20 protein-coding genes and 1 pseudogene are annotated in these 23,837 nt (G+C 62.9%); 17 read left to right on the top strand and 4 right to left on the bottom strand.

What is annotated here, in order from left to right; all coding sequences use genetic code 11:
- The first annotated feature begins 39 nt into the window (after positions 1–39).
- Positions 40–2,315, top strand: a pseudogene (locus NKI50_RS06705) (FdhF/YdeP family oxidoreductase).
- 60 nt (positions 2,316–2,375) lie between these two features.
- Here the strand turns inward: NKI50_RS06705 and NKI50_RS06710 are convergent.
- Together NKI50_RS06710 and NKI50_RS06715 are read right to left on the bottom strand one after the other, a co-directional pair.
- Positions 2,376–2,717, bottom strand: coding sequence for a response regulator (locus NKI50_RS06710; RefSeq protein WP_352715867.1), 342 nt, complete (start codon positions 2,715–2,717; stop codon positions 2,376–2,378).
- 14 nt (positions 2,718–2,731) lie between these two features.
- Positions 2,732–5,836 (bottom strand): CheR family methyltransferase, encoded by a 3,105-nt coding sequence (locus tag NKI50_RS06715; RefSeq protein ID WP_023716634.1) that lies wholly within the window; start codon positions 5,834–5,836, stop codon positions 2,732–2,734.
- A gap of 165 nt (positions 5,837–6,001) precedes the next feature.
- Here NKI50_RS06715 and NKI50_RS06720 point away from each other — a divergent pair, with 165 nt between their 5' ends.
- Positions 6,002–6,199 (top strand): hypothetical protein, encoded by a 198-nt coding sequence (locus tag NKI50_RS06720; RefSeq protein WP_023716633.1) that lies wholly within the window; start codon positions 6,002–6,004, stop codon positions 6,197–6,199.
- A 1-nt stretch (position 6,200) separates the two neighbouring features.
- Entirely contained in the window at positions 6,201–6,797 is a 597-nt protein-coding gene (locus tag NKI50_RS06725) for a response regulator (protein WP_023716632.1), read from the top strand.
- Between the two features lie 26 nt (positions 6,798–6,823).
- Here the strand turns inward: NKI50_RS06725 and NKI50_RS06730 are convergent, their stop codons facing one another.
- Positions 6,824–7,096, bottom strand: coding sequence for a hypothetical protein (locus NKI50_RS06730; RefSeq protein WP_023716631.1), 273 nt, complete (start codon positions 7,094–7,096; stop codon positions 6,824–6,826).
- Between the two features lie 238 nt (positions 7,097–7,334).
- Between NKI50_RS06730 and NKI50_RS06735 the strand changes: the two genes are divergently transcribed.
- The 8 genes from NKI50_RS06735 to NKI50_RS06770 are packed head-to-tail and all read left to right on the top strand — an operon-like array spanning position 7,335 to position 16,291.
- Positions 7,335–8,441: an NAD-dependent epimerase/dehydratase family protein gene (locus NKI50_RS06735; protein ID WP_023716630.1), complete on the top strand. Its 1,107-nt coding sequence runs from the start codon at positions 7,335–7,337 to the stop codon at positions 8,439–8,441.
- Positions 8,438–9,517, top strand: coding sequence for an NAD-dependent epimerase/dehydratase family protein (locus NKI50_RS06740; protein WP_352638951.1), 1,080 nt, complete (start codon positions 8,438–8,440; stop codon positions 9,515–9,517). The genes NKI50_RS06735 and NKI50_RS06740 overlap by 4 nt, the downstream gene beginning before the upstream one ends.
- Positions 9,514–10,806 (top strand): TIGR04295 family B12-binding domain-containing radical SAM protein, encoded by a 1,293-nt coding sequence (locus NKI50_RS06745; protein WP_352715873.1) that lies wholly within the window; start codon positions 9,514–9,516, stop codon positions 10,804–10,806. Before NKI50_RS06740 ends, NKI50_RS06745 begins: the two co-directional genes overlap by 4 nt.
- Positions 10,791–11,891, top strand: a complete 1,101-nt coding sequence (locus tag NKI50_RS06750; RefSeq protein WP_352715876.1) for a glycosyltransferase family 4 protein — start codon at positions 10,791–10,793, stop codon at positions 11,889–11,891. The genes NKI50_RS06745 and NKI50_RS06750 overlap by 16 nt, the downstream gene beginning before the upstream one ends.
- Positions 11,892–11,893: 2 nt before the next feature.
- Entirely contained in the window at positions 11,894–13,024 is a 1,131-nt protein-coding gene (locus tag NKI50_RS06755) for a CgeB family protein (protein WP_023716626.1), read from the top strand.
- Positions 13,021–14,115, top strand: coding sequence for a CgeB family protein (locus NKI50_RS06760; protein WP_352715879.1), 1,095 nt, complete (start codon positions 13,021–13,023; stop codon positions 14,113–14,115). The genes NKI50_RS06755 and NKI50_RS06760 overlap by 4 nt, the downstream gene beginning before the upstream one ends.
- Positions 14,112–15,221 carry a CgeB family protein gene (locus NKI50_RS06765; protein ID WP_023716624.1) on the top strand — a complete coding sequence of 370 codons (1,110 nt, stop codon included), beginning with the start codon at positions 14,112–14,114 and terminating at the stop codon, positions 15,219–15,221. The genes NKI50_RS06760 and NKI50_RS06765 overlap by 4 nt, the downstream gene beginning before the upstream one ends.
- Positions 15,222–15,244: 23 nt before the next feature.
- The gene (locus NKI50_RS06770; protein WP_352493912.1) at positions 15,245–16,291 is read left to right on the top strand and encodes a UDP-glucuronic acid decarboxylase family protein; all 1,047 of its coding nucleotides are present in this window, start codon (positions 15,245–15,247) and stop codon (positions 16,289–16,291) included.
- A 208-nt stretch (positions 16,292–16,499) separates the two neighbouring features.
- Here NKI50_RS06770 and NKI50_RS06775 read toward each other — a convergent pair whose 3' ends face one another.
- The gene (locus NKI50_RS06775) at positions 16,500–18,374 is read right to left on the bottom strand and encodes a hypothetical protein (RefSeq protein ID WP_352715881.1); all 1,875 of its coding nucleotides are present in this window, start codon (positions 18,372–18,374) and stop codon (positions 16,500–16,502) included.
- A gap of 159 nt (positions 18,375–18,533) precedes the next feature.
- Here NKI50_RS06775 and NKI50_RS06780 point away from each other — a divergent pair, with 159 nt between their 5' ends.
- From NKI50_RS06780 to NKI50_RS06805, 6 genes are read left to right on the top strand one after another with little or no spacing between them, the layout of a single operon-like run.
- The gene (locus NKI50_RS06780) at positions 18,534–19,637 is read left to right on the top strand and encodes an inositol-3-phosphate synthase (protein WP_023716621.1); all 1,104 of its coding nucleotides are present in this window, start codon (positions 18,534–18,536) and stop codon (positions 19,635–19,637) included.
- Positions 19,634–20,230, top strand: coding sequence for a histidine phosphatase family protein (locus tag NKI50_RS06785; RefSeq protein WP_023716620.1), 597 nt, complete (start codon positions 19,634–19,636; stop codon positions 20,228–20,230). The genes NKI50_RS06780 and NKI50_RS06785 overlap by 4 nt, the downstream gene beginning before the upstream one ends.
- Positions 20,231–20,244: 14 nt before the next feature.
- Positions 20,245–21,348, top strand: coding sequence for a CgeB family protein (locus NKI50_RS06790; protein ID WP_023716619.1), 1,104 nt, complete (start codon positions 20,245–20,247; stop codon positions 21,346–21,348).
- On the top strand, positions 21,348–22,148 hold the full coding sequence (locus tag NKI50_RS06795) for a nucleotidyltransferase family protein (RefSeq protein ID WP_023716618.1): 801 nt from the start codon (positions 21,348–21,350) through the stop codon (positions 22,146–22,148). Before NKI50_RS06790 ends, NKI50_RS06795 begins: the two co-directional genes overlap by 1 nt.
- A 2-nt stretch (positions 22,149–22,150) precedes the next feature.
- A complete protein-coding gene (locus tag NKI50_RS06800) occupies positions 22,151–22,912 on the top strand; it encodes a TIGR04290 family methyltransferase (protein ID WP_023716617.1) in 762 nt (253 codons plus the stop codon).
- Positions 22,905–23,837, top strand: a complete 933-nt coding sequence (locus tag NKI50_RS06805; RefSeq protein ID WP_023716616.1) for a glycoside hydrolase 5 family protein — start codon at positions 22,905–22,907, stop codon at positions 23,835–23,837. The genes NKI50_RS06800 and NKI50_RS06805 overlap by 8 nt, the downstream gene beginning before the upstream one ends.

Genomic DNA, 23,837 nt, shown 5'->3' on the forward strand with positions numbered 1-23,837 from the left:
CGGGTTCGTATGACTGCTCTTCTACAGGGAGTGGCTTGCATGAAACCCGCGGTAACCGATCGCATTGAAACCAAGAAATACGACCACCCGACAGGCGGCTGGGGATCGCTCAAATCGCTGGTCCGCAAGGCGCGTGGCGAAGGCCTGCTATTGTCCGGGATATGGAGCACGCTGCTCAAGCAGAACAAGGCCGACGGCTATATGTGCGTGTCTTGCTCATGGGCAAAGCCAGCTCAGCCGAGGCCTTTCGAATTCTGTGAAAACGGCGCCAAGGCGACGATGTGGGACCAGACCAAGCTGCGCTGCGAACCCGCTTTCTTCGCCGAGCATTCGGTGGCGGAATTGCTCGATTGGCCGGACCACGATCTGGAGAAACAGGGCAGGCTTACGGAGCCCATGCGCTACAATGCCGCCGGGACGATGCATTCCGCGACATAGCTGCCGAATTGCGACGGCTCGATCCCAAATCGGTGGTATTGTACACGTCCGGCCGCGCCTCGCTCGAGGCCTCGTTCATGTATCAGCTTTTTGCGCGGATCTACGGGTCTTCGAACCTGCCCGATTCGTCCAACGTGTGTCATGAATCGACCTCGGTCGGCTTGCCGGAATCGATCGGTTCGCCGGTCGGGACCGTGCAGCTCGAAGACTTTGCGAAATGCGACATGATGCTCTTCTTCGGGCACAATACCGGGGTGACGGCGCCGCGCCTGTTGCATCCGCTGCAAGAGGCACGTCAACGCAACGTGCCCGTCTTCACTTTCAATCCTTTGCCCGAGCGGGGACTGAAGCGCTTCAAGAATCCGCAAAACTCCATCGACATGCTGTCGCCCGGACCGGGCACCAAAATGTCCAGCGACTTCTTCCAGGTCCGTTCGGGCGGCGACATCGCCGCGATAACGGGCATCGCCAAAGCGTTGCTGGCGCTCGACGATGCCGCCCGCGAAAGCGGCAGGACGCGTGCCCTCGATACGGCTTTCATCGCCGAGCACACGCATGGCTTCGCCGAGTTCGAAGCCTTCCTGCGCAACACCCAGTGGAGCGATATCGTCGCACGATCGGGCATTGCGCAGGCCGATCTGGAGCATGTCGCCGAGGTCTACAGCCATGCCAACGCGGTGATCGGCAATTACGGCATGGGCCTGACCCAGCATCGGCACGGCACCGAGAACGTCCAGATGCTGTGCAACCTTTTGATGATGCGCGGCAATATCGGAAAACCCGGCGCCGGTATTTCGCCGCTGCGCGGCCATTCCAATGTCCAGGGACAGCGCACCGTCGGCATATCGGAAAAACCCGAGCTCGTCCCGCTCGACAAGTTCGCCGAATTCTACGCCTTTGAACCGCCGCGTGAGAAAGGTCTCGATACGGTCGAGACCTGCGAGGGCGTCATCGACGGATCGGTCAAGGGCCTCGTCGGGCTCGGCGGCAATTTCGTGCGGGCCGTGCCGGAAACCGGCCTGGTCGAGAAAGCCTGGCGTGGGCTCGACCTGCATGTCGAGATCGCGACCAAGCTCAACCGCAGCCATCTGATCGCCGGCCGGACAACCTATCTGCTGCCTTGCCTGTCACGGCTGGAAAGAGATCATCAGGCGAGCGGCGACCAAAGGGTGTCGATAGAGGATTCCACCGCCTGTATCCATGGCTCGTTCGGATCGCGACCTCCGGCTTCGCCGCATCTGCTTTCCGAGCCCCGGATCGTCGCCGAACTTGCCAAGGCGACGGTGCCGGGCAGGAGTTCGATCCCACGGGATGAGTGGGTTGGCGACTATTCCCGCATCCGTGACGAGATCGAGCGCTGCTACCCCCAACATTTCCGCGACTTCAACAAGCGCTTTCTGACGCCCGGCGGGTTCCATCGCGACATCAAGGCGAGCAAGCGGGTGTGGGAGACGCCGAACAAGAAGGCCAATTTCAAGCTGCCAAGTGGCCTTGAAACCGATCCTGACATCGATGTCGCCGGCCGCGATGTGCTGACACTGATCACGGTGCGCTCCAACGATCAGTTCAACACGACCGTCTACGGCTACAACGACCGGCTGCGCGGCATCAGCGGCACACGCATGGTGCTGTTGATGAACGAAAAGGACATCCAGCGCCTCGGCTTGAGCGCGGGACAGGAGGTCGATCTCGAAGCCAATGCGCAGGATGGCGCGGAGCGCCGCGTGCGCGGGCTGCGCATCACGCCTTTCTCAGTGCCGGAGGGAAATTGCGCCGGTTATTATCCCGAGCTCAACCCACTGATTCCTCTCTGGCACAGAGCCGAGAAGGCTCATGTCCCGGCCGCCAAATCGGTACCGGTGCGGATCTTGCCATAGGCGTTCGTGTTCGCGGCAGGCACGCACCATGCGGATGTGACTTGGTTCAAAATCGAGACCTCAGCAGGCTTGCGCGAGTTCATCCACGGCATTCAGGATCGCACTCTGGCTCGCCGGCTTCTGCACGATCCTGCAAGCGCGGAAACCTGCCGGAATTTCGCGTTCGCCATACCCGGAGAGGAAAGCGAACGGCACGCCGCGCGTCCGCAACGCTTCCGCGATTGGATAGCTGGTCTCGTCGTTCAACTGGATATCCAACAGCGCCGCGTCGATGCCGCCTTCACCGACGAGGCGGAGGGCCGCCGTAACCGACGAAACCGGCCCGACCACCTGATGGCCGGCCTTGCGCAGGTAAGCCGCCGCGTCGTCGGCGATCAGCCATTCATCCTCGACGATCAGCACACGCACCTTTCCGGTCACGACGAGCCCTCGCGGGTCAGAGGGAATGCAATTTCCACCTCCAAACCATTTGAGCGGAAACTTGTTTCAACTTTTCCGCCCAGCCTGTAACCGATTTCTCCACGCAGAAGGGTAAGGCCGAAGCCGCTGTCGGTTGGCTCCTTGATGCGGGGGCCGCCCTTCTCGCGCCAGACGAGCTTGAAGGTGCCATCCACCACCGACCATTTGACAACTATGCGCCCGGCAGGTTTCGACAGTGCGCCATATTTGGCGGCATTCGTCGCCAGCTCATGAATTGCCATGCCGAAGGAGAGCCCTTGCACAGGCTTGAGGCTTACCCGCTTGCCATCGAGCTCGAACCGTTCGGCCCCAAAGGGATCAAGTTCCTGGCGCAGCAGTTCCTCGACGGAGGCTTCCGTCCAGCTTTCTCGCGAGAGCAGACTGTAGGCTCGTGACATCGCCTGCAGCCGGCCGATCAAGGCTTCGGCGAACTCGTCTTTCGACGCCGAGTTTTCACGCGTCCGGTTGGTGATGCTGGCGACGACCGCCAGCATGTTCTTGACGCGATGGTTCAGCTCCGAGATGAGCACCTGCTGACGCTCTTCAGCCTGCGCCAGCGTCGTCACGTCGATCAGGGTCACGACCACGCCCTGGATGCTGCCGCCTTTGTCCCGGTACGGGTTGATGCGAACCAGGTAGAACCGGCCCTTGTTGTCGCGCGCAAGGTGATGGTTCAGGGTCTCTCCCGTCTCGAACACCGCCTGGATGTGCCGCTTCAACTCGGGGTAGTCGAGCTGGCTCGAAAGATCGGTCAGCGGTCGGCCGACATCGGACGGACGCAAGTTGAAGAACGACGACGCGGCGGGAGTAAAGGTCCGCACCACAAGGTTGCGGTCGAGGAAGATGGTGGCGATTTCCGTGCTTTCGAACAGGTTTCTGAGATCGCTGTTGGCGCGGTCGAGTTCCTCTATCTTGCCAGTCAGCTCTGCGTTGATGGTATTGAGCTCTTCGTTGAGCGACTGCATCTCCTCCTTCGAGGCCTCAAGCTCCTCATTGGTCGACTGCGCCTCTTCATTGACGGAGACGAGTTCCTCGTTCGAAGACTTTACTTCCTCCAGCGCGGTTTCGTATTCCTCGATGGTCGACTGCAGCCGCTCGCGCGTGTCGCGCAACTCCCGTTCGAGATCGGTCGCATCGTCGGCGCCGCGGCTTTCGCGTGCCGGATCGGAGCGGATCTGGGCCTGTCCCACCGGATTGAACAGGACGAGGTAGAGGGGCTCGCCATTGCCGCGTTCCGTGTACGGCTCGACCATCAGTGCAATGAACTGAAGCTGTCCGTCGTCTTCTTCGACCGCTATGTTCTCCCGAACGACCGTGCGGCGCGTCGTGGCTGCCTCCCGCAACGCGGCTCGCAGCTCAAGTCTAAGCCCGCGGCGGGCCAGTGTCAGCAACTGCCGGCTCGGGGCGCCTTGCGGTGCTTCCAGATATTTGCCCGTCCTCGCCGAATAGTAGACGATGTCGCCATCGCCATTGACCAGAACGTGAGGCGGGGCGAACCGCTCCAGCACCTGAGCCTCGATCGCCTGGCGCAGTGAATGGCTGGCGGCATCCTTCGTCGAGCCGCCGCGTCCGACCGGAAGGGCACCCGTGGGGCCATTGCCGATCAGAACCAGCGGCCGCGGCATTGCATGTTCCCGCGCCTGGAAAATCCGATGCTTCTTGTCGACCGTGGCAAACAGGTCGCCGTGCTGACCGACGCTTTCCGAGGTGCCGAGGAACAGATAGCCGCCCGGCCTCAGCGCGTAATGGAAGATCGGAATCACCCGGTTCTGGATCTGCGGGCCGAAATAGATCAGCAGGTTGCGGCAGGAAATCATATCCATGCGCGAGAAGGGAGGATCGCGGATAATGCTGTGCGGCGAAAAGATGCACAGTTCGCGCACCTCGTTGCCAAGCACGTAGCTCGCGCCGTCGCTGTGGAAAAAGCGTTGCCTGCGCTGTGGCGAAAGCCCGTGCAGCAGCGCTTCGGGATAACGCGCCGCACGCGCCACCGCGAGCGCCGGCTCGTCGATGTCGGTCGCGAATATCTGGACGCGCGGCGGCGCGGAAAGCTTCTCGATGCGCTCGCGCATCAGCATGCCGATCGAGAACACCTCCTCGCCGGTGGCACAGCCGGGCACCCAGACACGCACCGCATCGGAGGCGTTCTTGCCTTCGAAAATCTGCGGTATGATCTTTTCCTCCAGCAATTTGAACGCTTCGGCGTCGCGAAAAAAGCTGGTGACGTTGATGAGCAGGTCGCGAAACAGCTTCGCCACCTCGTCCGGATCGCCTTTCAGCCGTTCTATGTAGGTGGTGACCGACTGCAGCTGCGTGATCTGCATGCGCCGCTTTACGCGACGCAGGAACGTCTTGGTCTTGTAGCCGGAAAAGTCGTGACCGGAATGGCTGCGCAAAATGGCGTAGATTTCATCGCGGGCCCGATCCATCTCGGCCTTGTGTTCGTCGTCCGCTTCGGTCAGGCCGTTCAGCACGTCGAAGCCGCGGACAAACGCCTGAAGCTTTGCACCGATCTGCTCGGCGGGCGCCGCTATGTCGATCAGGCCGCTCGAAATCGCACTCTGCGGCATGTCCGGATTGCGGGGGCCGTACCCGTTGGAGGCCTGGGCTATGGTCAGCCCGCCATGCTCCTTGATCGCCCTGGCGCCGAGCGTGCCGTCCGAATCGCCACCCGACAAGATGATGCCGACGGCATACTCGCCCTGGTCCTCGGCCAATGCGCTGAAGAAGATGTCGATCGGCTTGCGCTCGCGGTTGAGCGTGTTCGGCCGGCGCAGCGAAAGCGCGCCCTTACGGATGGTGAGGACGACGTTTTGTGGCATCACATAGACCTGGTCCGGTTGGACCGCTACGCCCTCCTCGGCCACGACGACCGGCATTTCGGTGTAACGTTGGATAACCTCGTGCAGCAGGCTTTCCCGTTCCGGGCTAAGGTGCGTGACGACGACAAACGCCATGCCGGTGCCGTCGGTCAGTCCTTTGAACAGGCCCTCCATCGCGGGAATGCCGCCGGCCGATGCGCCGACGCCGACAATGGGAAATCTTCCATTCTGGGATGCCACGCCACGCCCCTGGTAACCGCCGCAACACGAAGCCGTCCAATCGGGCCTTAGACCCAAATCACGCGTCAGATTAAGACCGGGCTGAGCCCGAGGCCAGTAAATAGTCCACCAACGGAACAAAGCACCGCCGGTGGGCATTAACATCTGACTTCGGAGGCGGTTCCAATGGCAAAACGACCACCTGAGATAAAGCCGGCCAAGCGAGTCCTGTTGCCGTCGCCGGATCTGACCAAGTTCCCGGTATCCGAAAATATTCCGCCTCGCCTGCTCGCGCTCGCGGAACGGTTGCAAGAGGTCCTGGCGCGCCACTTTGCAGACGTCCGCGCCGACAGCCGTAAATCCCGCAGGAAGAAGGAACAATGAGGTGCGCGACCTGCAAGGCTTGCATATCCTGATCGTCGAGGACGAATGGATGCTGGCGGGCGATCTTGCACGTTATTTCAGCAAGATGGGCGCCGTCGTACTTGGCCCCGTGGCGACGGTCGAACAGGCATCGAAACATACGGATGAGGCGGAAGCCGCGATCCTGGACGTCAATCTCAACGGAAGGCGGGTATTCCCGATCGCCGACGAACTGATGCGCCGTGGCGTGCCGTTCGTGTTTTTCAGCGGCGACGAAGACATCGTTATTCCTGAGCGCCTTCGATATGCCAGCAGCCTCAGAAAATCCTCGGACGGCCAAGCAGTCTTCGATGCTCTCTTCCCAGCCGAGACGTCGGCATCGAAAGGAGGCCGAGCGTCCGAGCCCTCAGACGACGTATTTTCGCTGCTGCCCAAGCTCAGGCTCGCGGCGCGTCTGCTGCTGGGAGATATGGATGCTTCCGACCGGCTGGTCGAGCGAACGCTCGAGCAGGCCATCGGCGAGATCGACAACAGACGATCCGGTTCCTCGACAGAGGATTGGCTCAACGGCATCATGCGAAACATCGTCAAGGCACGTGGAGCAAACCTGCTGCACTGACCATGGCCGCCGGCAACTAGACGATGTTAGCTTTTCCGGCTGCGCTCGACGAATTTGTTGAAGCGGCTGGTCTTTCCGCCGCTGGTCTCATCCTGGTAGAGGAAGGCCAGTTCGTTCTCATCGAATATCCTGAAGAACTCGTCCCACTCGACGGGCTCGAACGTCTCTTCAGGCTCGCCGAAATCGATGCGCAGTATGCCCCCCTCGCCCTTGGTGCGCACCACCGCCGGCCGCCCGTCGCGGTCTTCGGCCCAACGGCGGATTTCGTCATGATCGGTGGTCGTCTTCGATTCAGACATGGCAATCTCCCTTCGATTCCACCGCGAGATCCCCCGCGTTGCACAACCAGCAGATGCATCGCTGCCCGGCATGTGCGCGCGGTTGGTCGAACATGGCTCCTAACACCAAGCAGCCTTCGATGTTCCCACGCCTGGTTGAAACCTACCCCGGCGAGCCTCCTGAACTTTGTTGAAGCAAGGGAACAAACCTTTCGCCCGGAAGTTTGGGGCGGCAAAGCCATTCGTATGAGGAGTTGTCGTGAAACGTATACTGGTCACGGGAGGCTGCGGTTTCATCGGCCGCCACGTCGCCCAGGAACTCGTTGAACATGGCTATGGGGTTTCAATTCTCGATGCGCTGCTGGATCAGGTGCACGGCGGCGAGGCAATCAGCCTGCCGGCAGGCGCCAAGCTGATCAAAGGCGACGTTCGCGATCGCGACGCTATCATAGAGGCGGTCGAGGGTGTCGACGCGATCATTCACCTGGCGGCTGAAGTGGGCGTCGGCCAGTCCATGTACGAGATCGCCCGCTATGTCGGCGCCAACGACCTCGGCACCGCCACGTTGCTGGAAGCGCTGATCAAACGGCCGATCGAACGGATTGTGGTCGCTTCTTCGATGAGCGTCTATGGCGAGGGTCTCTATGCCACGCCAGACGGCCGGCGCATCGACAATGCAAGACGGCAGCCGGACGACATCCGCAGCGGCCAATGGAATCCCCTGTCGCCGGAAGGTGAAGTCCTGTCGCCGCTGCCGACCGACGAGGAGAAACCGGTCGATCTAGCCTCGATCTACGCACTGACAAAATACGCCCAGGAACGCGCCGTACTGATCTTCGGCGAAGCCTATAGCGTCGACGCGGTGGCGCTGCGCCTGTTCAATGTCTTCGGCGCCGGACAGGCGCTCTCGAACCCGTATACCGGCGTCCTGGCGAACTTCGCCTCCCGCATCGCCAATGGCCAGCGGCCGCTGATTTTCGAGGACGGCGAACAGCAGCGCGATTTCGTGCATGTGCGCGACGTTGCCCGCGCCTTCCGCCTGGCTCTGGAACAGCCCCAGGCGCGCGGCCACGTCATCAACATCGGCAGCGGTCGGGCCTACGCGGTCAGCGACGTCGCCCGGCTGCTCGCCGAAGCCATGGGCGTGCCTGGCCGCCAGCCGGAAATCCTCGGCAAGGCACGCTCCGGCGATATCCGCAACTGCTTTGCCGATATCTCGAAGGCGCGCGAACTGCTCGGCTTCCAGCCGCAGCACCGGCTGGAGCATTCGCTCGGCGATTTCGTCGCATGGGTGCGCAACACCGTCGCCATCGATCGCAGTGCCGAGATGAAGCGGGAACTCGAAGCGCGAGGGCTGGTATCATGAGACCGGAGTCACCCGATTTTCGCGAAGCGCCCATCGCCATTATCGGCGGCAGCGGTTTTATCGGCTCCAACCTCGCCGACAGCCTGTTGTCGGATGGCGAACCGGTGCTGGTCATCGACAACCTGAGCCGTCCCGGCGTCGAACAGAACCTGGAATGGCTGACGCAAAAGCACGGCAGCCGTCTGACCATCGAAATCGCCGATATCCGCGACGCAGAGGCGCTCGCGCCGCTGGTGGCGCGTTCGAAAGCGGTTTTCCACTTTGCCGCGCAGACCGCCGTCACCACGAGCCTGGTTCGGCCGGACGAGGATTTCGACGTCAACCTGCGCGGAACGTTCAACGTCCTGGAAGCCGCTCGCCGCAGCGGCAAACGCATCCCCGTCGTTTTCGCCAGCACCAACAAGGTCTATGGCCGCCTCGCCGACCTCGCCATGGGCGAAGAAGACGGCAGATACGCGCCTCGCGACGCGGCCATCCATGCGCACGGCATCGACGAGACGCGCGGCCTCGATTTCTGCACGCCCTATGGCTGCTCCAAGGGCGCGGCGGACCAGTATGTCCTCGACTACGCCAAGTCATACGACCTGCCGACGGCGGTGCTGCGTATGAGCTGCATCTATGGACCGCGCCAGTTCGGGACGGAGGATCAGGGCTGGGTCGCCCACTTCCTGCTTAGCGCCTTCTCCGACCGGCCGATCACCATCTATGGCGACGGCAAGCAGGTGCGCGACATCCTCCACGTTGCCGATGCGGTCGCGGCCTATCGCGCCGTGCTCGACCGGATCGAGGAAATCAGCGGCCAGGCATTCAATCTCGGCGGCGGACCACAAAACGCCGTCAGCCTGCGCATGCTGCTGAAGGAGATTCGCGACATAACGAAACGTGACGTTCCGATCCGTTACGACCGCGAACGCACCGGCGACCAACCGTTCTTCGTCGCCGACACACGCGCGATCGAGGCGGCGCTGGGATGGAAAGCGCACGTCCCGTGGCAAAACGGCATCCGCGACCTCGCCGACTGGCTGCAGCGTCATCGCCTCGACCCGCATCCCGAACCGGCGAGGTACGTGGCATGAGGATCGCTCTGGTCAATCCGTCCTGGACGTACCAGGACAGCATCTATTTCGGCTGCCGCCAGCCGCATCTGCCGCTCGAACTCGGCTATTCGAAAGCGCTGCTCGAAGCTGCCGGCCACGAGGTGCTGATGCTGGACGGGCAGATCCAGAAGCTCGACAACGCCGCGCTCGCCGATCGCGCCGCCGCATTCGAGCCTGACATAACCGTCGTCAGCACCGCGCCGACCTACCTGTTCTGGCGCTGCGCACCGCCCGAGTTGCGCGTGCCGGCCGATTTCCTCAATCATCTTGCCGGGCGCGGCGGTCGCACCGTCGCAGTCGGGCCGCATGGCTCGGCGACGCCGACGCCGACTTTGCGCAAGCTTGGCGTCAACATTGTCGTGCGCGGCGAATGCGAGGAAGTGGTCGCGGAACTTGCCCGGCGCGACGACTGGACTGCGGTGCCGTCCACCGCCCATTTCGAGGATGGAGAACTGGTCTCGAACGGCGGCGTGCATGCGAGCTCGTTCATCGATCACCCGCCGCTCGAATGGCCATCGGACTGGATTGCCGCGCATTCGCACCACCATCACCGCTTCGACGACAACCAGGTCGGTTTTGGCGCGGAGGTCGAGGCGTCGCGCGGCTGCCCGTATAATTGCAGTTTCTGCGCCAAGATCGATTTCCGCGATGCCTATCGCCGCCGGAACCACGAAGCAGTGATCGCCGAGATCGACCGGCTGATCGCACAGGGTGTCGGCTACATCTACTTCATCGACGAGATCTTCCTGCCGCAAAAGGCATTGCTGGAGGCGCTGGTCGATCGCGATGTGAAGTTCGGCGTGCAGACCCGTATCGACCTCTGGAAGCCGGAATTGCTGAAGCTGCTCGGTGCCGCCGGCTGCGTCTCGATCGAGGCGGGCCTCGAAAGCCTGACTGTGGAAGGCCGCGCCATGCTGGCAAAACGCTGCCGTTTGGGCACCGAGGAGCTGGCCGCGCTGCTGGTCGACGCAAGGCGCCACGTGCCGTTCGTGCAGGCCAATCTGATCGGCGTGGTCGAGGACGATCCCGCGCTCGTCGATTATTGGCGAAAGCACCTGATCGACAACGGCGTTTGGGCCAACGAACCGGTGCCGCTCTATCCTTATCCGAGTTCGCCGAGCTACCGCGAACTTTGGGGCGAGCCCGACGACCTCGCCTGGGAGCGCGCGCATGAACATTACCTCGCATCCTTCCGAACGTTCAGCGACATCCAGGAGAAGCGGCCGCGTCCGCTGGCCGAATTGGAGGCCACATGTTGCGGACACTGAGCCCGCCGCGTCGCATACTGATGACCGTCGATGCCGTCGGTGGCGTCTGGCGCTATGCGCTCGATCTGGCCGGGCAACTGGTCGCCGGCGGCGACAGCGTCGTGCTTGCCGGGCTTGGTCCGGAACCGTCCAGGCAGCAGGCCGAGGAGGCCCAGTCTTTCGCGGCGCTGACATGGCTCAACACGCCGCCGGACTGGATGACCCGCAGCGAGCACGTTCTCGACACATTGCAGCAGGAGCTGCGCCCACTCATACGTGACTACGCTGTCGACGTCGTCCATCTCAACGCGCCGACGCAGGCGGCGGCGCTCGACGTGCCCTGCCCCATCGTTGCGGTATCGCATTCCTGCGTCGTGACATGGTTCCACGCGGTCAAGGGACAGGCGGCGGACGGCGAGTGGGCCTGGCAAAAGGACCGTAACCGGCGCGGTTTCGACAAAGCAGGCATGGTCGTTGCACCGAGCCGCAGCCATGCCGACATGCTCGAAACCTGCTACGGGCCGATCGCGCGGCTGAGCGTCGTCGGCAACGGCGCACGGCCGGGCGCGAAGGGCGAAAGGCGGGAATCGGTGGTTTTCGCCGCCGCGCGCTGGTGGGATGAAGGAAAGAACGCGGCGGTGCTTGACCAGGCCGCCCCCCTGACGCAATGGCCGGTCTTCGTCGCCGGTTCGCTGCAAGGGCCGGACGGCCAGCATGTTGGCTTCAGCCACGCCGTTCCCGTCGGGCCGGTACCACACGAGGAAGTGCGCTCGCTGATGGCGCGGGCCGGCATTTTCGTATCGCCGTCGCTCTACGAACCGTTCGGCCTGGCCACGCTGGAAGCCGCAATGTCGGCGACGCCTTTGGTGCTTGCCGATATCTCGACCTACCGCGAATTGTGGGACGGGGCGGCCATGTTCTACGACGCGCGCGATCCGGGCGATCTCGCCAGATGCATCAATGGTCTTTGCAGCGACACGCAGCGCCGGCGAGAACTCGGTGAGGCAGCCGCCCGCCGAAGCCGCAGATTTTCATTGGCAAGACAGGCGACCGCCATGCGCGGCGTCTACGACAAGGCGGCCCTGGCCACCATGGCGGATAGTTGATTATGCGGTTTTTATTCTACACCCATTCGATCGTTTCCGACTGGAACCACGGCAACGCACATTTCCTGCGCGGCATCATGCGCGAGCTGGTCGCGCGTGGGCACCAGGCGATTGCGCTGGAGCCCGCCGACGGCTGGAGCCGGTCGAACCTGCTGGCCGAGAAAGGGTCCTTCGCGATCGAGCGATTCCGGAAAGATTTTCCGGAGTTGATGACGGTCACCTATGACGCCGCCTTCGACCACGAAGCCTGGATCTCCGATGCCGATGTGGTGATCGTGCACGAGTGGACCGCGCCGGACCTTGTCGCGCGGCTGGGCAGGGCGAAAGCAATTGGCGGCCGTTTCACGCTGCTGTTTCACGACACGCACCATCGTGCCATCTCGGCCACGCAAGCGATTTCCGCCTTGCAGCTTGAACATTATGATGGCGTGCTCGCCTTCGGCGAGGCGCTGCGGGAGAGCTATCTTCGCGCCGGATGGGGCAGGCGGGTCTTCACCTGGCACGAGGCAGCCGATGACCATCTGTTCCAGCCCCATCCTGAAATCGACCGTAGCGCCGACCTGATCTGGATCGGCAATTGGGGCGACGACGAGCGCAGCACCGAAATCAGGGAGTTCCTGGTCGATCCGGTGCATGAACTTGGGCTGAGCGGCACTGTCCACGGCGTCCGCTATCCACGCGAGGCGCTCGCCGACCTCGCCGCCGCCGGCCTGCGGTACGAAGGCTGGATCGCCAATGCCGACGTGCCGAAGGCATTCGCGGCGAACCGCATCACGGTTCACATCCCGCGGCGTCCATATCGCGAAAGCCTGCCCGGCATCCCGACCATCCGCATGTTCGAGGCACTCGCCTGCGGCATCCCACTTGTTTCGGCACCGTGGTCCGATGTCGAACGTCTGTTCAGGCCCGGCACCGATTTCCTGTTTGCAAACACCGGCTTCGAGATGCGGCATCATCTTCGCACCGTGCTGCGTGACGCGGATCTCGCCGCATCTCTGGCGACATCGGGCCTCGAGACGATCCGCTCACGGCACACATGCCGGCACCGGGCGGATGAATTGTTCGGCGTGCTCGCCGAATGCGGGCGCCGCCAAGCCGCCGACACGATCCTTGCAACGGAGGCCGCCGAATGAAGATCGCATTTTACGGGTCGAGCCTGCTGTCGTCCTATTGGAACGGCGCGGCCACCTATTACCGCGGACTGCTCAAGGCCCTGGCCAGGCTGGGCTATGACATCACCTTCTACGAGCCGGACGTCTACGATCGCCAGAAGAATCGCGATATCGAGGCGCCGGACTGGTGTGCCGTCGTCGTCTACGAGGCCGCCCCGCATGCGCTCATGCAGGTGGCGGCGCGAGCGGCCGAGGCGGACATCGTCGTCAAGGCGAGCGGCGTCGGTTTCGAAGACGACGCGCTGTTGCGGGCGGTGCTCGATCACGCCCGTGCCGATGCGCTGACCGTATTTTGGGATGTCGATGCGCCGGCGACGCTTGGCCAGTTGCGCGACGAGCCGGATCATCCGCTGCATCGGGCGCTGCAGGAAATCGACCTGGTGCTGACCTATGGCGGCGGCGATCCCGTGGTCTGGGCCTATCGGGCCATGGGGGCCGCCGAATGCGTGCCGATCTACAATGCGCTCGATCCGGAAACGCATCATCCGGTCGGCAAGGATAGGCGCTTTGCCTGCGATCTCGCCTTTCTCGGCAATCGGCTGCCGGACCGCGAGGCACGCGTCGAGGCTTTCTTCCTCGATCCGGCCAGCCGCCTGGCCGATCAGCGCTTCCTGCTCGGCGGATCGGGCTGGGGCGACAAGCAGATGCCCGCCAATGTCCGATGGCTCGGCCATGTCGGCACGCGCGACCACAATGCATTGAACGTCACGGCCAAGGCGGTGCTGAACATCAGCCGCGACAGCATGGCGGCCAATGGCTTTTCACCTGCGACGCGCGTCTTCGAGGCGGCGGGTGCCGGCGCATGCCTCATCACCGACGACTGGCTCGGTGTAGACCTGTTCCTGAAACCCGGCGAGGAAATCCTGGTCGCGCGCGATGGCGACGATGTCGCCGAGATCATGCAAAGCCTTAGCGCCGAACGGGCCAAGGCGATCGGGGCATCTGCGCTTCGGCGTGTGCTTGGCGAACATACCTATACGACACGGGCCGTTTTGGCCGACGCCATTTTCAGGCGCCATTTCGAGCGCCCGACCGTGGAGGCTGCGGAATGACAAAGCCACTCGACATCGTCTTTCTTGGCCTGTCGCTCTCCTCATCCTGGGGAAACGGCCACGCCACCACCTTTCGGGGGCTGCTTAAAGGTCTCCACGAGCTCGGCCACCGCATCACCTTCCTCGAACGCGACGTGCCGTGGTACGCAAGTCACCGGGATCTGCGCGATCCCGATTTCTGCGCCTTGCGCTACTATGAAACGACCGATGATCTTCGCCGCAATTTTGCGCGCTGCCTGCGCGAGGCCGATATCGTGGTCGTCGGCTCCTTCGTTCCGGAAGGCCCTGAAATCATTGAGGTCGTGGCGTCGCTGTGCACGGGTCAGTTCTGCTTTTACGACATCGACACGCCGGTTACGCTGGTGAAACTTTCAACCGATGATTGCGAGTACATTGCCAGGCGGCAGGTCCCGTATTTCGATGTCTATTTCTCGTTCACCGGCGGACCGACGCTTGCCCGTCTGACGGCTGAATTCGGCGCAAGGCGGGCCGAGCCGCTCTACTGCTGCGTCGACCCGGAACGGCATCACGGAACCGGTGATCCAATGCGCTGGGATCTCGGCTATCTCGGCACCTACAGCCCCGACCGCCAGGCGACGCTGGAGGCGCTGCTGTTCGAGCCGGCGCGTCGCATGCCGGAGCGCCGCTTCGTCGTGGCCGGCTCGCAATATCCGCGCGAAATTGCCTGGCCGGACAATGTCGATCGCATCGAACACCTGCCACCGGCAGATCACGCAGTCTTCTATAGCCGCCAACGCTACACGTTGAACGTCACGCGCAGTTCCATGATCGCGGCCGGATGGTCGCCCAGCGTGCGCCTCTTCGAGGCAGCCGCCTGCGGCACCGCGATCATCAGCGACTGCTGGACCGGATTGGACAGCCTGTTTCCGGAGCGGACAATCCACACGGCGCGCAGGACCGAGGACGTGATCGGCATCCTGTCTGGGGAATCCGACGGTGCCCGGCTTGCCATGGCCAGGCAAGCGCGCGCGCTCGTCCTGGCAGCCCACACAAGCACCGCGAGAGCCCGCGAATTCGTTTCGCTGCTGGCGCGGGCCAAATCGCCACGTTCTGCTCTCGATCTGGATGTCGAGAGTGCAGCATGACCCGCAGACGGGAGAAAATAGAGATGCAGCTATCAAGAAAGGCGGAACGGACCAGGACCGTGCTTGTCGCCGGCGGCGCAGGCTTCCTCGGTTCGCATCTTTGCGAGACATTGCTCCAGGCCGGCTGGCGCGTGATCTGCGTCGACAACTTCCTTACCGGCCGCATGGAGAACATTGCATCGATCGCCGATCGTCCGGATTTTCGGCTGATCAAGCAAGACATTTGCCGGCCCTTGGAGCTTGGCGAACCTGTGGACCGCATTTTCAACATGGCGTGCGCGGCCTCGCCACCACGCTATCAGGCCGACCCGGTCCACACGACGCGGACTTGCGTCATCGGGACGCTCAATCTGCTGGAGCTCGCCGCCCGCAACGGCGCCCGTTTCCTGCAGGCGTCCACCAGCGAAGTGTATGGCGATCCAGAACAGCATCCGCAAAAGGAGGACTATGTCGGCCACGTGAACTGCATCGGCCCCCGCGCCTGCTATGACGAAGGCAAGCGCACCGCCGAAACCCTGTGTTTCGACTATTTGAGAATGGGAAAAGCCGATATCCGTGTCGCGCGCATCTTCAACACTTATGGTCCCAGGATGGACCCTGCGGACGGACGGATTGTTTCCAATCTGATCGTGCAGGCACTCGAGAGACGGCCGCTGACGATATTCGGCGACGGGCTGCAGACCAGGTCGTTCTGCTATGTTTCCGATCTGGTCGACGGCTTGATCCGGTTGATGGAGGTCAATCCCAGCCCGCGCCAGCCGGTCAATCTGGGCAATCCGGGGGAGTTCACCATCCTGCAGTTGGCGGGCCTGGTGAGGCGCATGACCAGAACCGGATCGGCCTTGAAATTCCTGCCGCTGCCGCAAGACGATCCTCGTCGTCGGCAACCCGACATTTCCCGTGCAAAGAAGCTTCTCGGCTGGTCGCCAAAAGTGCCGCTCAGGCAAGGTTTGATGCATACAGTCAGCTATTTTACCGAGCTTGAGACGACGCAGACGGTCGACAGAACACGGCGAATTGCCACCAGCGTGCATTCTGCATCAGGCCGGCTGCAAAATCTGCCGGCCTGACGGCAGTATTTGCCACGTTCCCCTCGGAGATCACGGTCGTTTCGCGCCGATCGTCGGTCACTTTTTCTCGTCGCGGGAACAACCCGTCCAGCTTGCGGTTCGGCCAGGGTACCGGCATGGAGAGGATTTGTGCATCCAAAGCGATCCGCCAAAGACATCGAGCAAATGGCCGCAAGGGAGACGGCTGCCTTCCTGCGGCGCGCCTCCATCACCTATCTGGAATGTTGCGTGAGCCTGATGCTGACGCATCTTCAGCGGGAAGAGGTAGCCGCCATCCTCGAAAAGGAAGCGGATATGCTTCGCCGGCTGGACTGATCCTGCTCGAAGGGCCCAGGTGCCCTTGGGTATCCAGGAACCGAAGCAACATCGCCGTATAACGTCTTGCCGCGGCCGCCAGCCGGATCTGTTCCCGATCATCGCCAGATCGTAAAGCCATGCTCCACAAGCCAAGCTGGAAGGCGAGATAGCAGGGCTCGTAGTAGTGGACCAGATTGGCATCGACGGGACGGGAAGCTCTCGCTTCCACAACCTTGCAAAGCGCCGCAGTCGCCGCGTCCGAGAGGCTGTATTCGACGCGGGCGCCGGCAATGTCCCAGGCGATGTCCTGACAGCCGACCAGATCGTGCGACCGGCAATGGTCGAGGGCGTCCGTCTTGATCAGCGTTCCGCCGCGCGAAAGGATGAACTCCCACGGATGAAGCCGCCCGTCGATCTCGACCCGCTGCATATTCTTGGGTGAAGCCTGGTTCGAGAACCAGTTCTGCAGCTCCGCCGCGCGGCGCTCGCCCAGCGCCTCACTTGTATTCCGCACGGCCATGTCGGCAAGCGCCTCCAGCGAGGCGCCCGGCTCGGAGGCGGGCAGATTGGCTGCGCGCCAGGCCAGATAGCGCGCGAGATGAGCGACCACTTTTTCTTTCGAAAGCCTTGCCCGGTCCAGCGTTGTACCGTCGATCCAGCGTTCGACGAGAAAGCCATGGCACAGCCCGGCGACTTCCGGGCCAAAGCCTGCATCATGTAGCCTCCCGGCAGTCCCGGCCTTGTGCATTCCGATTTCGCCGAGCCCGACGAACTTGACCGACCATTTTTCCCGGCCCGCAGAAGCGAGGAACTTTCGCCGCTCGAAGCCGCGGTGAACGGGTGGCCAATGATCCTGCGAGTGATAGTGCAAGCGACGCCACTCTCCGCCGGATGTTTCCGCCAGGCTGGCCGCTGTGCTGCCGATGGTCCGGGCTACCCAATTCCGCAACGTCGGGACAGCGGATCCAGCGGGGAAAGTGCGTTCGAAATCCGCGGTGTGTTTTTGGCAAACCCTCCATGCCTCGCGACTGTCCGCCGAAGCCTCGGGACCCGGGCCACCCAAATGGCTTGGGAACAGATGGATGCACCCGGCATCGATGCCTAGCCCTTGCAGCCATGCGACCACGGCGTGGAACGAACTGCCGGACAGGCCCGGGCCTTCGTCGACGATTGCAAAGCGGGCCGACGGCTTCGTCATCCAGCCACCGATCAGCTCCGGATCGGCGGCAAGCCGCCTGCGAAACGGGTGGCCGGTCGGACGGACGCTGACGGGTGCTGGTGCGCCGATGGCTGCAGCCACCATCGCTGCAAGCCCCAGGCCGATGCTGCGGATGCCGATTACGCATGTGTTCGCATCGAGACCCGACTGCCGCGCGGCGACGAAATAGCTCTCCGGATAAAGCGCGTAATGGGCGTAGCCCTCAGCCGAGCCGGTCAGGATGTCGCCATCGCATTCGAGTTCGGCCAAAATTCGCGGCACGTCTGCCTCGACCGGGCCATCGATCGTGAACCCGGCCTCCCACGATCTACCCACGTGCCGGGCCAAGCCGACCAGGAGATTTGCGCCCGCGATCCGCTGTGGGGAATTCCGGTCCGTGCCGTTGGCCTCGAATTCAGCATCGGCAAGGCCCTGGACCAGTTCCGAGGCCCTGATGAACAGGCCGACCAGGGCTGCGTGGCGCTCGATCCCACTTGGCATGTCCGCAATGTGCTCGGCCGCTTTGCACGCTGAGCCGCGAACAAGTTGCGCGCTCTGCATTTGCTTGTGGTCGCCATAGACGATCATTGTCCCGTCCTGGTTGGCCTCACCCCTCGCTGCACAACTCGGCGGGCGCTACTTTGATCCACTATCGGTTGCACGATTTTTGCAGCCGGCAAGGAACAATCCGGGAGGAAGGCGGTTTGGCACGAAGAACTTACCTTCAACAGCATAGGCAGCGGTTTCGTGGGATCGAAGAAAGTTCGAATCGGTATAGTCGGCGTCGGCAACTGCGCTTCCTCCCTTGTTCAGGGCATCACCTATTACCGCGACGCAAGGAGCAATGAGCCCATACCCGGGCTGATGCACGCCGATCTTGGCGGCTACCATGTCAAGGACATTGAAGTGGTCTGCGCATTCGACGTCGCCAAGGGCAAGGTCGGACGCGATGTGGCAGACGCGATCTACAGCGCGCCGAACAATACTTTCCGCTTTGCCAATGTGGCGCCTACCGGCGCTCGCGTCGAACGCGGACCGACGCTGGACGGCATCGGCAAATATCTGCGCGACGAGATTGAGGAGGCCGACGAGCCGGTCGCCAATGTCGGCAAGATCCTCGCCGACAGCGGCGCCGAAATCCTGGTGTCCTATCTGCCAGTCGGCTCGGAGGAGGCAACGCACTTTTATGCCGAGTGCGCGCTCGATGCGGGCTGCGCCTTCGTCAACTGCATACCAGTCTTCATCGCCTCGCGGCCGGAGTGGCGCCGCCGCTTCGAGCAACACGGCCTGCCGCTGATCGGCGACGACATCAAGAGCCAGGTCGGTGCGACGATCGTACATCGTCTGCTTGCCAACCTGTTTCGTGAGCGCGGCGTGCGTATCGATCGCACCTACCAGCTCAATTTCGGCGGCAACACCGATTTCCTCAACATGCTGGAGCGCGAGCGGCTGGAATCGAAGAAGATCTCAAAGACGCAATCCGTCACCAGCCAGATCGATGTTCCCTTGGAGCCCGGCAACATTCACGTCGGGCCGAGCGACCACGTGCCGTGGCTGACCGACCGCAAGTGGGCCTATATCCGGGTCGAAGGCACGACCTTCGGCGGTGTGCCGCTGAATGCCGAGCTCAAGCTGGAAGTGTGGGATTCGCCCAACTCGGCCGGGGTCGTGATCGATGCGGTGCGTTGCGCCAAGCTGGCGCTCGACCGCGGCATCGCAGGCGCGCTGACCGGTCCCTGCAGCTATTTCATGAAATCGCCGCCCGAGCAGTTCACCGACGCGGAAGCCCGCCAGCGCACGCTCTCTTTCATCGCCGGTAAGGACGAGCCGATGCTCGATGCCGCGGAATGACGACGACGTTCTTTCTGGTCCGCCACGCCGCGCATGACAATGTCGGCTGTTATCTTGCCGGACGGATGGCGGGCGTTTGCCTCGGCGAAGCCGGCAGGGCACAGGCCTCGCATCTGGCTGACCGTATGGCACGCGAGGCGATAGCGGCAATCTTTTGTAGCCCGCGCGAACGCACGCAGGAGACGGCCAATCCGATTGCGCTCGCCTGCAATGCCGGTGAAATCGTGATCCGCGAGGAACTCGATGAGATCGACTTCGGCACCTGGTCGGGAAAGACCTTCGAGGAACTGAACCAGGATGCCGACTGGCGGGTGTGGAACGACCAGCGCCAGCAGGCGAGAACACCGAGCGGCGAGACCATGCTGGACGTGCAGCAACGCGTCGTGTCGCTGATCGAGCAGGTCCGCGGAACATACCAGAACCAGTGCGTTGCACTGGTCAGCCATGCCGACGTCATCAAGGCCGCCGTGTGCAAAGTGCTCGGCCTGTCGCTGGGGAACTGCTTTCGTTTCGATATCGACCCAGCATCGATCACCACGGTTGTTTGGGGAGACTGGGGGTCGAAGCTGATCAGACTCAACGAAGCTGCCTGACGAGGAATTGCCGGATGCGCATGGTCATTTTCGGTCTTACCGTGACATCGTCGTGGGGCAACGGGCACGCCACGCTGTGGCGCGGATTGATCCGGGCGATGGCCGGGCTGGGCTGGTCCATCACCTTCTTCGAACGCAACACTCCCTATTATGCCGGGACGCGCGACCTCGACCAGCTGGATGGCGGCAGCATTGTCCTTTATCCGGACTGGCAGGACATCCAGAGCGCTGCCGAGCAGGCGGTGAATGAGGCCGATGTCGTCATCGTCACCTCCTATTGCCCCGATGCGGTGAGCGCGTCGCGCTTTGCCCACCAGGCCTGTCGCGGGCTGAAGGTCTTCTATGACCTAGACACGCCGGTGACGCTGGCGCGAATCGAACAAGGTGAGCCTCCGGCCTATTTCGGGCCGGAAGGGCTTCGGGATTTCGACCTCGTGCTGAGCTACACGGGAGGAACCGCGATCGATGCGCTGAAGACGATGCTGGGCGCGCGCCGCGTCATGCCACTCTACGGCCATGTCGATCCAGAGCGACACCGGCCGGCCCCGCCCAAGCCGGAGTTTGCCGGCGACCTTTCCTATCTCGGGACGTATGCGGCAGACCGCCAGACCGGGGTCGAAAGGCTGCTGGTCAGTCCGGCTGCGCGCCTGCCGGATCGCCGTTTCATCATTGGCGGCGCACAATATCCGCAAGAATTCCCGTGGAGCGACAATATTTTCTTCGTCCGTCACCTGCCGCCCGCCGAACACCCCGCCTTCTTTTCATCATCACGGCTGACCCTGAACGTGACCCGCGAGGCGATGGCCGAAAGGGGCTGGTGTCCTTCCGGCCGGCTATTCGAAGCCGCCGCTTGCGGTGCTGCGATGGTGAGCGACACGTGGCCGGGACTGGAGGCCTTCTTCCGGCCCGGCGAAGAGATCGTCGTGGCCAACAGCACCGACGACGTGGTCGCCGCGCTCGACCTGCCCGACGCCGAGCTTGACGCGATCCGCCGCCGAGCGCGCGAGCGGGTGCTGGACGAACACACCTCGGCGCGGCGGGCGAAGGAATTCGACCGCATCCTGTCCGATGCACTGCACGGCTCCACGCATGGCGAGCCGTTGAAGGAGGCAGTTTGATGTTGGGCATCGTGCCCGCAGCCGGACGGGGAAGCCGCATCCAGCCGCTCGGCTTTTCGAAGGAGCTTCTGCCGGTCGGCAGCCGCATCGACGGCAATACCGAGCGGCCTTGCGCGGTCAGCGAATACCTGGTGCGCCGCATGGTGCGCGCGGGGGCTGACAAGATCTGCTTCGTCATCGGCTCGGGTAAGTCGGATATCCTCGAATATTATTCTGCCGGCTATGCCGATGCGGCCGCTCTGTTCGTGGTGCAGCCCTCTCCAGTCGGCCTTTGCGACGCCATCTTCCGCGCCGCACCACTCGTCGCAGCCGACGAGACCGTTCTGGTCGGGTTGCCCGATACGATCTGGTTTCCCGAAGACGGCTTCTTAGCGCTTCCGGACGACGGCCTGTCCTTCCTGCTGTTTCCGGTGGACCAGCCGGAATTCTTCGATGCCGTCGTTGTCGACCAGAACAGCCGGGTGAAGCAAATCCAGGTCAAGCAGCAGAATGCCGCGTCGAACTGGATCTGGGGTGCGTTCAAGATGCCCGGCCACACCCTTCACCGGCTTGCCGCGCTGTGGCGGGAGCGGGACCGGTGCGACGAATATATCGGCACGCTGGTCAATGCCTATCTGGCCGCCGGGGGTGAAGCGCATGGCATCAAGGCTGGCACCGCCTATGTCGACGTCGGCACCTTCAACGGCTATCGCACGGCACTTCGGCTGCTCGAAAGCGCCGCCGGTACCAAGGACGACCAAGCCGCCATGACGCTGCCCGGCCACCAGCACGTCCCTATCCTCGCAGGCGAAGGAGGCTAGCCATGCTGCATTCCGATGCCGAAATCCGCCGCCGCATCGATGCGCTCGGCCCATGGTTCCACAATATGGAGCTGGCCGGCGTGGAAACGGCTCCCGATCATTTCCTCGGCAATTACCCGCTGATCAAATGGCGCAAATTCGCCGACGCCATTCCCGCCGATCTTTCCGGCAAGGCGGTGCTCGACATAGGCTGCAATGCAGGTTTCTACTCTATCGAGATGAAACGCCGCGGCGCCGGTCGCGTGCTCGGCATCGACTTCGACGAGGCATACCTTGCGCAGGCGCGCTTTGCCGCTGAGGTTGCGGACTGCGACATCGAATTCCAGCAGCTCTCGGTCTACGACGTTGGCGCGCTGCGTGAGCGGTTCGACATCGTGCTGTTCATGGGAGTGCTCTACCATTTGCGCCATCCCTTGCTCGCTCTCGATCTGATCCGGGAGCACGTTGCCGACGACCTGATGATTTTCCAGTCGATGCAGCGCGGCAGCACCGACGTGCCGGCACTCGAGCAGAATTATCATTTCTGGACGCACGACCTGTTCGACCGGCCGGAGTTCCCAAAGCTGCATTTCATCGAGCATCGTTATGCCGACGACCCGACCAACTGGTGGATTCCCAATCGCGCCTGCACCGAAGCCATGCTGCGCAGCGCCGGCTTCGAGATCGTGCTGCAACCCGAGCAGGAGGTCTATTTCTGCCGCACCGCCGACGTACCGGCCGGCGGCGGCGCCATCTACCCGTCGAAAGGACAGATAAATGATTGAAGCCGCGATGATCTGGAACGAGCCAAACAACAAATCCCACTGGGATCCAGAGCTCGATCCCGACTGGAGCCGCTTCGCCAACATGGCAATCCTGGCCGCCGACGCGATAGCGTCGGAGAATCCGGCCTTGACCAAGGTCCTTGGCGGCATCTCGCCGATCGACGCCGCCTTCATAACACGGATGCAGGAATTCGGCGTGCTCGATCATGTCGACGCGGTCGCCGTGCACGGCTTTCCGCTCGACTGGAACCTCTGGCAGATCCACGAATGGCCGCAGAAGATTGGCGAAATTTCGGCTGTCACCGATCTTCCGGTATGGGTCAGCGAGGTCGGCGTGTCGACCTTCGGTGCCGAGGAGGTACAGGCCTGGGGCCTGCGCCGGACAGCGGAACTGCTGATCGGCAACGCACCGCGCATCCAATGGTATAGCCTCTACGACCTGCCGCGCGAATGGGAAGCGACGACGCGCCATCGCGAGGCGGAAGGCTCTTCCTACTACCGCCATTTCTACATGGGCCTGCTGCGCCAGGACGGCACGCCAAAGCCCGCGCTCGAGGAATTCCTGCACCACGCGCCGGCAATGGGACTGGTGCAGTGGTTCCATTTCGAAGATCACCGGCTGGATGACGCCGTCGCCTGGATGAAACGGCTCGGCGTCACCAATCTGCGCACCGGGCTTTCCTGGGCCGACAGTTTCAGGCCGAACGCACTTGACTGGTTCGACCGGCAAATGGAGGCGTTGGCCGACTTCGACGTGACGGTCACCTTCTGCTTCACGCCGGAACACCGCGGAATGATGCCGCACCACGCCAGCCCGCCGCTGGTGCCGGCGGAATTCGCCGAATTCTGCGCGGCAATGACGCGCCGCTATGCCGGCAGCATCGCTGCCCCTTCCGCCGGCAGGCAGCGCGCCTCCGCAGCGTGA

The sequence above is a fragment of the Mesorhizobium sp. M0563 genome, assembly GCF_040321065.1.
Taxonomy (GTDB): Bacteria; Pseudomonadota; Alphaproteobacteria; order Rhizobiales; family Rhizobiaceae; genus Mesorhizobium.

What these genes read in the sequence shown, in the direction of transcription:
- NKI50_RS06770 (WP_352493912.1), top strand. Translation starts at nt 15,245, where the DNA reads ATGCAGCTATCAAGAAAGGCGGAACGGACCAGGACCGTGCTTGTCGCC.
- NKI50_RS06760 (WP_352715879.1), top strand. Translation starts at nt 13,021, where the DNA reads ATGAAGATCGCATTTTACGGGTCGAGCCTGCTGTCGTCCTATTGGAAC.
- NKI50_RS06750 (WP_352715876.1), top strand. Translation starts at nt 10,791, where the DNA reads ATGTTGCGGACACTGAGCCCGCCGCGTCGCATACTGATGACCGTCGAT.
- NKI50_RS06740 (WP_352638951.1), top strand. Translation starts at nt 8,438, where the DNA reads ATGAGACCGGAGTCACCCGATTTTCGCGAAGCGCCCATCGCCATTATC.
- NKI50_RS06720 (WP_023716633.1), top strand. Translation starts at nt 6,002, where the DNA reads ATGGCAAAACGACCACCTGAGATAAAGCCGGCCAAGCGAGTCCTGTTG.
- NKI50_RS06730 (WP_023716631.1), bottom strand. Translation starts at nt 7,096, where the DNA reads ATGTCTGAATCGAAGACGACCACCGATCATGACGAAATCCGCCGTTGG.
- NKI50_RS06755 (WP_023716626.1), top strand. Translation starts at nt 11,894, where the DNA reads ATGCGGTTTTTATTCTACACCCATTCGATCGTTTCCGACTGGAACCAC.
- NKI50_RS06800 (WP_023716617.1), top strand. Translation starts at nt 22,151, where the DNA reads ATGCTGCATTCCGATGCCGAAATCCGCCGCCGCATCGATGCGCTCGGC.
- NKI50_RS06765 (WP_023716624.1), top strand. Translation starts at nt 14,112, where the DNA reads ATGACAAAGCCACTCGACATCGTCTTTCTTGGCCTGTCGCTCTCCTCA.
- NKI50_RS06775 (WP_352715881.1), bottom strand. Translation starts at nt 18,374, where the DNA reads ATGATCGTCTATGGCGACCACAAGCAAATGCAGAGCGCGCAACTTGTT.
- NKI50_RS06745 (WP_352715873.1), top strand. Translation starts at nt 9,514, where the DNA reads ATGAGGATCGCTCTGGTCAATCCGTCCTGGACGTACCAGGACAGCATC.
- NKI50_RS06785 (WP_023716620.1), top strand. Translation starts at nt 19,634, where the DNA reads ATGACGACGACGTTCTTTCTGGTCCGCCACGCCGCGCATGACAATGTC.
- NKI50_RS06795 (WP_023716618.1), top strand. Translation starts at nt 21,348, where the DNA reads ATGTTGGGCATCGTGCCCGCAGCCGGACGGGGAAGCCGCATCCAGCCG.
- NKI50_RS06790 (WP_023716619.1), top strand. Translation starts at nt 20,245, where the DNA reads ATGCGCATGGTCATTTTCGGTCTTACCGTGACATCGTCGTGGGGCAAC.
- NKI50_RS06805 (WP_023716616.1), top strand. Translation starts at nt 22,905, where the DNA reads ATGATTGAAGCCGCGATGATCTGGAACGAGCCAAACAACAAATCCCAC.